This window comes from Pseudomonas sp. Pme6b (genome assembly GCF_058129925.1).
The window spans coordinates 5074260-5086929 of record NZ_CM176704.1 but is presented as its reverse complement, the minus strand read 5'-3'; the positions used below and the strand labels follow the sequence as shown (position 1 = coordinate 5086929).

General features: G+C 53.2%; 10 protein-coding genes and 1 tRNA gene. 2 read left to right on the top strand and 9 right to left on the bottom strand.

Features of this window, described 5'->3' with window-relative positions:
- Positions 1-51 precede the first annotated feature (51 nt).
- Together AC4ANE_RS23090 and AC4ANE_RS23085 are read right to left on the bottom strand one after the other, a co-directional pair.
- Positions 52-128: transfer RNA gene (locus AC4ANE_RS23090), tRNA-Met, on the bottom strand.
- Between the two features lie 117 nt (positions 129-245).
- On the bottom strand, positions 246-1367 hold the full coding sequence (locus AC4ANE_RS23085; protein WP_002552117.1) for a J domain-containing protein: 1122 nt from the start codon (positions 1365-1367) through the stop codon (positions 246-248).
- Between the two features lie 338 nt (positions 1368-1705).
- Here AC4ANE_RS23085 and AC4ANE_RS23080 point away from each other — a divergent pair, with 338 nt between their 5' ends.
- Together AC4ANE_RS23080 and AC4ANE_RS23075 are read left to right on the top strand one after the other, a co-directional pair.
- Positions 1706-3763 (top strand): methyl-accepting chemotaxis protein, encoded by a 2058-nt coding sequence (locus tag AC4ANE_RS23080; RefSeq protein ID WP_002552118.1) that lies wholly within the window; start codon positions 1706-1708, stop codon positions 3761-3763.
- A 176-nt stretch (positions 3764-3939) separates the two neighbouring features.
- Complete coding sequence (locus AC4ANE_RS23075; protein WP_002552119.1) at positions 3940-4941, top strand: glycosyltransferase family 2 protein; 1002 nt, start codon at positions 3940-3942, stop codon at positions 4939-4941.
- A gap of 73 nt (positions 4942-5014) precedes the next feature.
- On the opposite strand, the gene AC4ANE_RS23070 is transcribed toward AC4ANE_RS23075, so the two are convergent.
- From AC4ANE_RS23070 to AC4ANE_RS23040, 7 genes are all read right to left on the bottom strand, one after another.
- Positions 5015-6589: a membrane protein gene (locus AC4ANE_RS23070; RefSeq protein WP_002552120.1), complete on the bottom strand. Its 1575-nt coding sequence runs from the start codon at positions 6587-6589 to the stop codon at positions 5015-5017.
- A 52-nt stretch (positions 6590-6641) separates the two neighbouring features.
- Positions 6642-7121, bottom strand: a complete 480-nt coding sequence (locus AC4ANE_RS23065) for a hypothetical protein (protein WP_002552121.1) — start codon at positions 7119-7121, stop codon at positions 6642-6644.
- Between the two features lie 211 nt (positions 7122-7332).
- Positions 7333-7734: a GtrA family protein gene (locus AC4ANE_RS23060; protein WP_003365666.1), complete on the bottom strand. Its 402-nt coding sequence runs from the start codon at positions 7732-7734 to the stop codon at positions 7333-7335.
- Positions 7735-7741: 7 nt separating this feature from the next.
- Positions 7742-8692 (bottom strand): WxcM-like domain-containing protein, encoded by a 951-nt coding sequence (locus AC4ANE_RS23055; RefSeq protein WP_002552122.1) that lies wholly within the window; start codon positions 8690-8692, stop codon positions 7742-7744.
- On the bottom strand, positions 8679-9629 hold the full coding sequence (locus tag AC4ANE_RS23050) for a glycosyltransferase family 2 protein (RefSeq protein WP_002552123.1): 951 nt from the start codon (positions 9627-9629) through the stop codon (positions 8679-8681). The genes AC4ANE_RS23055 and AC4ANE_RS23050 overlap by 14 nt, the downstream gene beginning before the upstream one ends.
- The gene (locus AC4ANE_RS23045; RefSeq protein ID WP_031596082.1) at positions 9626-10729 is read right to left on the bottom strand and encodes a DegT/DnrJ/EryC1/StrS family aminotransferase; all 1104 of its coding nucleotides are present in this window, start codon (positions 10727-10729) and stop codon (positions 9626-9628) included. The genes AC4ANE_RS23050 and AC4ANE_RS23045 overlap by 4 nt, the downstream gene beginning before the upstream one ends.
- Before the next feature lie 14 nt (positions 10730-10743).
- Positions 10744-12621: a glycosyltransferase family 39 protein gene (locus AC4ANE_RS23040; protein ID WP_002552125.1), complete on the bottom strand. Its 1878-nt coding sequence runs from the start codon at positions 12619-12621 to the stop codon at positions 10744-10746.
- Between the last annotated feature and the right edge of the window lie 49 nt (positions 12622-12670).

Sequence of the window (12670 nt, the reverse complement as noted above, 5' to 3'; positions counted from 1 at the left end):
GGCTTCTTGGGGTGATTCATAGACTGCTGTGGACATCTATGGATCGGTACTTGGTGGCTACACAGGGACTTGAACCCCGGACCCCAGCATTATGAATGCTATGCTCTAACCAACTGAGCTATGTAGCCAAGTGGCGCGCATTATTCTCGGAGAACGCATATGTGTCAAGCGTTGTTGTGAAAAATAATTGCGTGCGATCAACCGGTTAGCTGGCTGCCCTCGCGCAAGGCAGGTTTTTCGGGCTTTTACCGGAACAGGGTGTCCATCAGCTCCATATCATCGAATTCTTCTACCCGCTCCAGCATCTCTGCCATGTCGCGCTGATCCCTGAGCCAGGCTTTAAGGCTTTTCGGGTCAGTCAGTGCGTCCAGTTCATCCTGTGCGTCGTCGAGGTGTTCACGTATGGCCTTGAGCTGCTTCACACATTTTGCATTGACCGTCTTGGGTCGGATGTCCTCATAGGGGTCCATCAGGAATTGTTCCCGGATCAGCATTTTGCGGTCGTGGATCTCGTCTTCCAGCTCTCTGAGTTGTTCGCTCAGGATACGGTTGAAGTGCTTCAGGCGTTTGTCGGTGATGTTGTCGATATGCGTCTGGTCGATCTGCTCGATCTCCATTTGCATTTGCAGCAGCGCCAGCAGGTTGTCATTTTCGTACGCTTCGTTGACCCGTTGCATGAGCGCCGTTTTCCGCTCGCGCTCATCGGCATCCTGCTCGCGGTCCGGGTGCAAGGCGCTGGCCAGTTTGCGGTAGATTTCGCGCAATGACTGGCTGCCTTCCGCCTCTTCCTGTTCACGGCGTATTTCGCTGGCAGTGGGCTTCTTCGGCTGTTGGGTGCTTTGCGCCTGTTCGGCCTGCTCGCGCAGTTTCTCTTCAATGTGCTGGGTCACATCATCTATGGAGTTCAGGTCGACATCGTCTCCCAGTTCCACGCCCAGCTCTTCTTCCAGCGAGGACTTGAACAGCTGGTTTTGCAGGCGCTCATCCTCGTCGTAATCGCTGCCGGTGTATTTGAGGTAGAGCTGCTTCAGTTCTTCATCGTGTTCGCCGCCCATGAGCGACATCGTCATGACACAGATGATTTCCAGCAACGTGGCTCTGTCTTTCTTGCTCAGACGGAACTGATCGAAGGCCACGTCGAGCAGGCGCAGCTTGGTAATTTCGTTTTCGGCCTGCTCGCTGAGCATCGGGACCAGCTCTTCGACCCAGAGCTTTTCGCAGGTTGTTGAAATAACAAGCCATTGCTGCAGAAGTTTGCGCCTGGTTTCGAGCTTTTCCATCAACGTGTTGAATTTCTTCTGACCGGCGCTCAGTTGAGGCCTGGACGGTTGCGCGACGATACGCGGTGAGGCGGGCGGTGTGGTCATGGCAAGACCTCCTTGACGAGGGGACCGCTAAGACGGGGTCAATCGGTTTGCCGAAGTTTACGTTTCCAGTGCTCTGTTAGGGATGAATATTTTGCTGCCCTGAAAGAGCCTTTCCAGCCTCGTGTACGGTCCGGTTCTTGCTTCAGTGTCGGCGGTACGTCAATTGCTGCGCCATATGGTACGAAAACCCATCATCGGCCGTGCTTTTCGTACCAATGTGAGGCGACACGTATCGCCATTGAAACAAGAACATGGCATTTTGCTGTTAGCGTTTTTTAAAAAAAAGCATCGCCTCTGTTTGCTCAGATCCGGCAGGTGTTCACGGGGAGTCGCAGGACATGAACAGTCTTCTGTCACCAGGCATGCGCCTGATGGGACATTTTGGTTTCGCTCGCAAGTTTCAGGTCTTGTTCCTGCTGTTCATGTTGCCGCTGGCGGGCAGCGCATGGGTCATCACCAAGGAGTACAGCAACAAGCTCGATGTCATTTCCGGCGAGCAATCGGGCGTGCGTCAGTTGCTGGCACTTGATGATCTGAATATTGAACTGGCTGCCCAGCGCGACCATGCCGCACGCTGGAAAGCTGCCGACATTCTGCGTGAACCGACCCCGGCTGCGAAAGCTGCGATGGCCAACGTCGATGCAGGCATCCCGCGTATCAGCAAAGCCCTGGAAGGCGTTGATGCCGCATTGAAGCGCGAAAACGCGCCTGCCGACACGATTAACCGTTTCAAGGCGCTTCAGGCGGCTGTTACCGGTCTGGACACTGCGTCATTGCGTACGGTGGGCTGGTGGCCCGATGGTTACGAGCGCTTCACGACGGTGCTGAACCTGGTTCAGGCGCTGCGCGAGCAAATCGCAATGGACAGCGGGTTGATTCTCGACCCCTGGCTTGAAACCTACATGCTCATGCAGCTTTCCACCCAGCAAGTACCGAATCTGATCGAGCGTATCGGCCGCCTGTCGAGTGTGGGGCAGACGTCAGTGGCATCGGGTCAGTTCAGCCTGCAGAGCCGCTTGCAGATGCGCGATCTGCGCGGTCGTATCGATGATTCCAAGGATCAGATGCAGAAGGCTGCCAGCCTGCTGTTATCCAAGCTCCCCGAACAGTTGCAGCCTTGGGCCGACAAGTACGCTGCGGTCAAACAGGTGCTGGAAACCGAACTGAAGGTCATTGATGACGGGGTTTTTGGCGGCAGCATCAAGCTCAAGCCGGAAGAGTTTGAAAAGAGCATCGACACCTTGACCGGCAGCACGGCGGATCTGCGCAGGCAGTCGCTTGATGCGCTCAATGGTCGCCTCGATTACTACCATGAAACCTCCAATATGGAGTTCATCCCGATGGCGGTGATCTTCTGTGTTCTGGTGATCATGGCTATCTATCTGTTCGCCTGCCTGCAATCCTCGATTCGTAACAGCGCCAGCGGCATTACCACGCTGGCTGAATCCATGCGTGACGGCAATCTGTGTGTCGAAGTGGCTGTGCAGGGGCGTGACGAGCTTGCCGCTATCAGCAGGGCGCTCAATGTTGCGGTTGTGCAGCTGCGTACCAGCCTGCTGGGCGTCAATCAGGAGACCGTACGCGTCGGCGATGCAGTGCTGACGCTGAATGCTCAGTCCAGTGGTACGCTGACCGAGGTCGAAGACCAGCAACAGCAGATCAGCCAGATCGCTGCGGCAGCAACCGAGCTGGCCGCTACTTCTCAAGGTGTGGCCAGAAGCTGTGAGCAGGCATCTGAAAGCGCAAGGCATACCCGGCGTATTGCCGAGCAAAGCAGCCAGGACAGCCAGCGCACCACCGATAGCATCCAGCAGCTCAATCAGCGTCTGACCGAAACCGCCGCCGCCCTGGGCCGGGTCAGCGAGCAGGGCCAACAGATTCAATCGGTGGTGGACGCCATTCGCGGTATCGCCGAGCAGACTAACCTGCTGGCGCTCAACGCGGCGATCGAAGCGGCGCGGGCAGGTGAGCAAGGGCGCGGGTTCGCGGTGGTTGCCGATGAAGTGCGCAGTCTGTCGCAACGCACGCAGGCCTCGACCGCTCAGATCGCCGGGACGGTCGACAGCTTGCGCTCCACCGTGACTCAGGCGGTGAACCTGATGGAAGCCGCCTGCGGACAGGCCGTCAACGATGCGCAGTCGGTAACCGGCCTGGGTGTTCGTCTGGGTGAAATCGCCACGGCAGTGCAGGGCGTTACCGATACGCTGGCGCAAATATCGACGGCCGTGGAGGAACAGGCATCGACCGCCGACGAGGTCAGCAGCAACATCCAGCAGGTCGATCAGGCAGCCGGGCGTTTGCTGGAAGGTGCGCGAGCGGTCAATCAGGCAGCGGATACCCTGAGCCAGGGCAGTCGGGCGTTGAATGACAATACGGCGCGGTTTCGATTGGGGTGATTGCGCGGCTTGCCACGTTAGACTGAAAACCCGGTGTGGCCATACCCAGCCGGTTTTTCCGTTTTTGTGGCCGTGATCTAAAAAGTTGGATCAGCGGATATGTATTCAACCATTTGATGACTGACGGGAGTCGACACAAGGCGTAAAATGCGCGGATTTTGCAGGCGAAAGGTTTCTTGAGAACGCAGCTCACCGAAAAACACAGGGCAGATGGTGTCAGCCCGCTAAAACGTCGAGGTTTATCCGAGTCGTCAGGCCATCCTCGCGTCGCTATATTGATGTGCACTTACAACGGGGCCGCGTACCTCCGTGAGCAGCTTGAATCGTTTTCCGCCCAGACCTTTCGCAACTGGGTTGTTTATGTTTCCGACGATGCATCGACTGATGACACCCTTGGCATACTTTCCGACTACCAGGCCCGCTGGGGGCGCGAGCGGCTGGTCATTTTCAGCGGGCCTTGCATGGGCTTTGCAGAGAATTTTGTCTCGCTGGTTCAGCGTTCTGAAATAAAAGCCGATTATTTCGCGTTCAGTGATCAGGATGACGTCTGGTTCAGCGACAAGCTAGAGAGAAGCGTAGGGCACCTTGAGCTACTGAAGCCCGATACACCGGCGCTTTACTGCTCCAGAACCCGGCTGGTCGATGCAGACTTGAAGGTCATCGGGGTTTCTCCGCTGTTCAAAAAAACGCCGTCTTTTAAAAATGCCTTGGTTCAGAGTCTGGCAGGTGCCAATACGATGCTGATCAACCAGGCGACCCGTGGTTTGTTGGCCAAATTGCCTGAACACGCTCCCCTGATCGCCCATGACTGGCTCACGTATCTTCTGGTTACAGGATGCGGCGGCCAAGTGTTCTACGACGCCGCCCCCTGCCTTTACTATCGCCAACACCGCGGAAACCTGATCGGGGCCAATGCGAGCACTCGAGAACGGTTGATACGATTTCGAAAAATGCTTTCGGGGCGATTTGCCAAGTGGAACGATGCCAATGTGGCGATCCTCAAGGACATGGAGTGTGTACTCACTGAGGAAAGCCGGCACGTACTGGAGTATTTTGAAAACGGTCGTAAGCAGCGTTTTTTCAAGCGCGTGTACACGCTTCGAAAATCCGGAATTCACCGGCAGACTGTGCAGGGCAATCTGAGCCTGATCCTGGCGGTGTGCCTGGACAGAGTTTGAGGTTGGATAACAATCTCCCTCAGCCGTTACGACCATTTAATGCTAGCGGAACGAGTTTCGGCGTTTACGTAAATCAGTAAGCCTCTGTTTTATCGGGTGCCTTGTATATCTGATAAGCCGAGTTAGGTGAATCCGTGACCGCTTCAAAATGGGTGTGAATGTATTCTTCAATCCATCGATGCGAATTTGAGAATCTGAGTTCTTCTCGTCCATCCATCGCCATGTTGAAGACTAATGCGAAACCGGGATCAGCCTTCTTTATGCGTTGAATTTCAGCTCGTTGAAAAGCCTCGCTTCGAGGCGAGAGTGCGTAAATTTCCCAGAGCGGCGCATCGCGCCCCAGCAAGGGATAAGCTCCCGGCCAGAAAGGTAACACCAGTACGCTTCTGCCCGCTGGAGCATAGCGATCGGTCAGATCCCTCAGAAGATGTACCGCTTCAGCCGTGCTGGGGTCCATGGACAGGCTCGATCCGGACACCTCTACCGAGGTCCATCCGTCTTGGGTGCGAGCAAGGACCCCGGGTTGCCAAGCGGCAAGAATGAATAAACTGACGACACTCGTAAGCAGGGCCAGTGCCCACTTTAAAGTTTCTGAGTGAAGTGTCCCTAGAGTAATAAAGATACCCAAGAGTAAAGGGTATATTCCCTGTGCGAGATGTCCCACGTCTGCTCGGGCGAAGGCATAGTGAGCATAAGGCAGCGTTGCGCAGGCAACGGCCACAAGTCCTGGAGGCACAGCGCGCCCCTTGATTCGCTCTTTGAATACCCACGCCAGTGCACCACTTCCAAATACTATCAACCCCATGAAGCACAGCCCGATCAGGAACCATCTTGTTTCGATGACGACTCCGGCAGTACCAAAACCCACCGTCCAGGGCCAAGGTATCGGAAGAGGTAAGTTCGTATTACCCTGCTCAAGCATGAAAACAATCGTATCGATGAACGCTGTAAAGTAGCCTGGTATAAAAAGGCACATGGCTAATACGGGAAGATAGCCAACTACTACACCCGCGGCCCAAGCCGCAGCGCCAGTCAAGCGGTTCTCGGGCGTCGGTGATTTAATTGCCAGCCAACCCATGGCTATCAGACTTGCCACAGCGGCATACACACCGTGGTTACGGCCGAACACGGCAGCGAGGCCGACGATGGCGCCGAGAAAAAAATAACGTTTTGTGTAAGGACTCAACAGCAGATAAGTTAGGCTGGCGACTATGATCATCGAGAGGGACATGTCAATGATCTTATGCCGCGGATACATCCAGGCCATGAGTGTGATAGCCGCGATGCACAGATAAGCAAGTCTTCTTGTCGTGTTAGATCTTAGCGCGATGGAAATTGTCCAGAGCCCTGCATAGACACCTAGCAGTTGAAACACTGCAACGGCTGCACGCAGGGCTACGATGCCTGTGTCACCCATAAGCGCAAAGAATCCCGCGGACCAGTAGTAGCGACCTGGGTCATAGGCCATGAAATCTCGAACTGGTACTTCTCCTTTGATGATCTGTTGAGCGCCGTACCACAGGTACCCTTCATCCCAAAGGTTAAATCCATCATGGCCCTGCCACAGAAAATTCCCCACGACAAAAGTAGCCGATATCAATAGCAGCATAAAGCTGTTTAGGGTTCGCTCTTTTGTTGCATTGTCCATAGTTTTCGGCCTTGAAGGTATAGCTGTCGTAAGGAGGCGAAGTGCTTTCTGGTTATTTGATGACTAGCAAGACTTTAGATTGACATAGGCTAGACGAGTTTTCTCCTGGTATTTCTAAAACCACGCTGTAGCCGCCTGATTCAAATGAAGACAGGTCTGCTTTGAATGAGAATCCGGACTTCAGAAGTTTATCGTTTTTGAATGCCTTTACCAAATCGGGACGATCAATAATGATCGGGTCTTTGAACGTGTCGGGAGCGCCTTTGTAGCCCGTCAGGCGGAGCCTGATTTCTTTGGGGGCTTCATTTTTTAATGGGTCGAAAGCCCACCCATTAAATTCAACCACTTCTCGATTGACGTAGATGCTCGCCCCTGTTTTTCCCGCGATCGAATCAATATTGCATTTGTCGAATGAATAGTGAGTGACTTTGGCATTTGGCGAGCTTGATGCATTATCTGATTTCTTATCACACCCAGAGATGATGGCTGATAGAAGGGTAAGAAAACAGATGGCCGTAAGGGTTTTGTACATGGTTTTTCCTTAGAGATATAGGGGTTGGAGTATGGGTTTATAAACGAGCCAACTTTTTTGCACATCTCGAATCCTGAACGGCCAATCCAAAGCAGTTGGTGCTTCTCCCTTGGGCATTGGCAGTAGTGTAGACGCATCAAGGTTTTATGGGGTTGCACGCTCTTCAAGGTGAAATACAGAGTGTGTGGGATCTACGTTTAGAAGACTTGCACTATCGTGACGCGGGTCCGGCTGAAAAGGCAAGTTTTGAAAGGATAAACGTAACGGGAAGTGTCAGTGCTATCGCTGCCAATGGTGCCAACCTTGCATCCAGTTTAAGTTGTTCGACCCAGCACCAAAGTATGGCCAGGCTCAAGCAATACTGGAAAGCGTATATAAGCGGCAATAGAATGACTGAACGCAGTCCCTGATGGCTCTTGAACACAAAAAAACGATTCATAATGTAGGCTAGTAATATTCCAGACACATAAGAAATCGTATAGCTTATGTTGTAGGATAGGAACATTAACAGAACAAGATAGAGTCCGTATGTCAGGGCGGTGTTGAAACCGCCTGACATCAGGAATCGGGCAAAATCCTGTTTTAAGAATTTTGAAACAGCCTGATTCATCATCGTGCTATTATTCAGCGTTTGCGATGAGGGTTTTAAATTCTTCGTAATTACGAATGTAGTCCCCTGCATCATAGTAATGTGAAGCAAATACTAACAGCACAGCATCCTGAGAGTAGCGATACTGAATACCCCATGTCATCGGCGGCAGGTGGATGCCCTGATTCGGCTTGTCGAGAATAAACTCTTCACGATTGACACCATCATCCGCTACAACATGAACAGAGCCCTTTACGGCAACCAGAAACTGGTGACAGAGACGGTGCGCGTGCTCGCCTCGGGTCTCGGCAGTCGGCACATCGTACACAAGAAAGTAACGCTCGGACTTGAAGGGCACCGATCGCTCGAATTCGCCCGCCGACAGACTACCGCGAATATCTGCCACTTCATTCATGGTGTGCAGGGTAACGTTTTTCACCGACGTGGCAGTTACGCCTGGCGCGACTTTTTCCGGACGTGTTTCGCTACTGGCATTGACAGGTTTGGCGTCCACGTAACCAATGATCTTGGCCGGATTGCCCACGACTATCGCATTGGGTGGTACAGAGCGTGTTACTACAGCGCCTGCACCGACCATGGCGTTGATGCCGATGGTGATACCCGGAAGAATCGTGCAGTTAGCGCCCAGTGAGGCACCTTTTCTGATGATGGTTCGGGCGAAACTCTGTGGATAGACCTTGCTGCGTGGGAACAGGTCATTGGTAAATGTGGCGTTAGGGCCGATGAAGACATCGTCTTCAATGGTGATGCCGTCCCATACCTGTACGCCGCATTTCAACGTCACCCGATCGCCGATGATAACGTCGTTCTCAATGAAAACGTTGTCACAGACGTTGCACTCACTACCAAGGCTTGCGCCTGGCAGGATATGCGCGAACGCCCACACTCGCGAATCTTTCCCGATATTCTCGGACTCGCACAGCGCGTGGCTGTGAACAAAGAAATCCTTACCGCTGCTCATGTGTTTCTCCAAATCCCTCGATCCGCATCGGGATAGCCAAGGGTCTATTCTTTGTATTTTCGTATGTGCGCCATGCATAAGAGCCGACGATTCCCAATCCCAGCAGGTTTAAACAGCCGAGGAAGGTAATGGCCAGCATGATCATTGCGTAGCCGGGTACTTCAATCCTGCCTTCAAGCTTGGCGATCAGTGTGAATACACCGAACAGTGCCGCAAATGTAGAGCCGAACGCGCCGACGCGGGTCAATATACGAATAGGCATATCCGTGAAGGAGAATACGCTGTCCATCAGGTAATTGACTTTTTTACGCAATGTCCACGCAGAAGTACCGTGGACCCGTTCCTGTCGGGTATAAGTGACTACCTCGCGGCGATAGCCCATCCAGAATATCTGTGCGATGAGAGAGCTGTGACGCTCTTCAAGGGTCAGCAGAGTATCCCGAAAAGCCTTGTTGCAGGCGAACATATCGACGCCGCCTGGCGGGATTTCAGGAATGACATAGCGACGATAAAAGCCCCAGAAAATCTTTGACGCCGTACGTGTTGCCCATGGGTCCTGACGACCTTCACGTACACCAACCACAACGTCGATATCGCCGCGCATCAGTACCGTGTTCATTTCCAGAACCAGTTCTGGCGGCTCCTGAAGATCTGCAGCCATTACCGCAAAACGGTCGCCAGTGCCATGCTGCAAACCCGTACGGATCGCCATGAATGATCCAAAGTTTCTGGACAGCAGGATCAGCTTGGACTTGAACGATTGTGACGGCAGTTGTTCCCTGAGTATTTCGTAACAGCGATCAGGGCTGCCGTCCACAACGAACACGACCTCCAGATCGTGTCCTAGCTGCTTATCAAGCGCCGTCACAGCAACGAGCAAGTCGGGCAGATTGCTCTCATTACGATAGACGGGAATGACCAACGTCAGCAAAATCATATCTCCTTGGAAAAGTGCGCAGTGACCGCAGCGATGACGCGATTGACTTCTTCATCGGTCAGGCCAGGGAAGCAGGGCAGGGAGATGACGGTATCGCATGTACGCTCGGTTACGTCCAGAGCCACGGACGGAACCACCGAGTAAGCCGGCTGCTTATGGTCGGCAATCGGATAGTGGATATCAGTGCTGACGGACTTCTCTTTGAGCGCAGCAGCCAGAGCAGTCCGATTTTTCGCGCGAATCACATAAAGATGTGCAACGTAGTCTTCCGATACTGAGGCTGGAAGTTCAATATCGAGCCCGGCGAAGGCTTCATTGTAGCGCTTGGCGATCGAGCGACGCTGCTCGTTCCAAGTATCCAGATGCGGCAACTTGATGCGCAGAATTGCGGCTTGCATCTCGTCGAGCCGGCTGTTGCGACCGCCTGGGATGGCAATGCGATACTTCTGGTCCCAGCCGTACTGGCGAAGCTGCCGAATGCGTGCTGCAAGAGCGTCATCACCGGTAACCACTGCGCCGCCGTCACCGAGAGCACCCAGGTTTTTAGTCGGGTAGAAGCTGAAGCAAGCAATTGTGCCGAAGCTACCAGCCTGCTTACCATTGCGTCGCGCGCCATGGGATTGTGCGCAGTCTTCAAGAACAGGAATACCGGCGGCAGAGGCGATCTTAACAATCTCTTCAATGTTTGCCAGTTGGCCGTACAAGTGCGTGACAATAATAGCCGCCGGCTTTTCCTTGGCAATCACTGCTTCCAGAGAGTTTTTGCACAGAGTCAACGTTGCTGGATCGACATCCGCATACACAGGAGTCGCGCCAACTGCATGAATAGCGGTGCTGCCGTAGAAGCCGGCGTTTGCTACGGCGACAACATGGTCACCCACGTCAACGCCCAGACCCTTGAGGGCAAGTTCCAGTGCATCAGAGCCGTTCGCCACGCTGATGCAATGTTGCACGCCTACGTAGGCAGCGAATTCTTCTTCGAACAGCTTTACTTCATTGCCTAAAACGTACCAGTGGCTGTCTAGCACGGCCTTCAGCGGCGTGGCGAAATCAAGTCCAGCGTTAGCTTTGATGGCCGAGAAAAGCGGAATATTTTCCATTGGGATTTCCATGATCAGTGAGACAAACGGCTGATGAATTCGCAGACATCAGGCATTGTAAAAATTTTGAAGGTCGAGGTGACAGTATAAAGTTTCAGGTCGCATTTGTCGGGAGGCAAGGCTGCGGGAATAATGCCTTCATAGCCGCTGCGAAGGGCCGTCTTGTCAGACAGCGCGCTGGCGACATCTGGCCGCTTGATCTCTATCCTGATTGCACCGACAACTTTTCCGCCCTCTACAGCGACGACGTATTCCGGCGAACCTTCAGATGCCGGTGGCACACTCCAGCCTCTCAGCAGCCAACCGTCAGACGTCTTTCTAACTTCGTCGATGGTGCCCGCCGCGGCAGACTGTCCGAACGGAGTCTTGATGAAAAACTCGCCGTTGGTAACCGCCAAACGTTCTGTCAACTGCGTGGCACTCAGGGTATCAGTATTCGAACTTCTACCCGCACCGCTTGCCAGAACTGCTTCTGTGACTGTTTTGCCAATGGCTGATTTCTGAATGTTCTTTGAACTCAGCGTGTTTTCATTCCAGGCAACCATGTTCGTCCACGCCATCCATGCCGCCACTACGATTAGCCATTTCAGGTGAAAACGGCTTGACCTGACATCTCTTGCAGACGACGCAGAGTTTTTGGCGCGAGCGTGGCTCATTGTGGCAAATGCTATGAGCAAGGCCAGAAACGGAATCGTGACGAACAGATACCGACCTTGCGGTTGAGGCAAAGAATTCTGCGATGCAACCAGACTGAGCAGGGTGATCGAAGGGAATAAGCCCAACATCATGACCAGTGGCAGCAGATAATTCAGTAGAAATATCCGCTTCTTATCACGTGAATATAAGCGCGCCGTCTGGATTATGGCTGCTGTCACGAGCAAAATAAATAATAGCGCCGCGCCCATATAATAGGTCGACGGTAAAAATATGCTCATCCAGCCGGTAGTTGAAAAATAGCTCGTTAGCGTAAGGCTGAGCCACGGAAGGACATTTTCCATATTGAACAGATGCCCGGAGCACCCGATGTAACATGTTCCGAAACCCGCAGCAGGGTTGTTCTTGTGCAAGGCAACGAAGTCAATCTGACCGGATATCCCTGATATCTCACCATACTTCATTAAGGTGACAAGCAGCATGGGCACGGAAACGATAGCCGCAACGATTACCATCGTCGGGAGATGGCGTCTCAGGCTCTTGCCACCCCAAAGGTGATGTGCGACAAGCATGACCACGACGAAGACCAAAGCGGGCAGCAAGTAGAGCTTTGCCAGGAACATCAGGCCGATTGCACCGCCCAGGTACAGCGCGGCCAGCTTGCTGGGTGCTTTCAAAAAGCCTAGAAGCGCACTGATCAGCAGCGCCACACTCATCAGCCCGAATGCGTCGCTGTTGAAATATGAAAAGACAAAAGAAACCTGAGGAATAAGGGCTATAACAAGCGCTGCAAGGGCTGCAGCTTTTTTTGGCATTCCAGCGCGATGCGCAATACGGAACAAGGCGCAAATAAATACTGCGCCCAGTATCCAGTTAAAACATCTTGCAGCCAGGTAACCCAGTTCGCCAGGTAACATCCAGCCTAAGCCGTAAGAAGTAGCCAGTGCGCCTAAGACATGGGGGAAGGGCAGGCCGTGGTACCAGAACTCGCCATGTTGCCAAGTATATCCCGAGATCGTTCCAGTGAACGCTTGAGCCGGCTCCGTAGCGCCCGGCAGCGAATGGAACGTTTTCAGGTATTCCAGCAAAAAGAAGTGCGTTGACTCATCAGGTGCACCATTAAAGGCAATTCCCGCCGACCAAACCGCCAGAAGGATGAAATAGGTAATGGCCAGCACTCGTTGGTAACGAGTGCTGGACCAGCCTGTTTGATGATCTGAATGATTAGTTTCAAACACGGGCGACCCTTAAGGCTGCAGAAAATGTCACAGCGCTGTATTGAGTGTT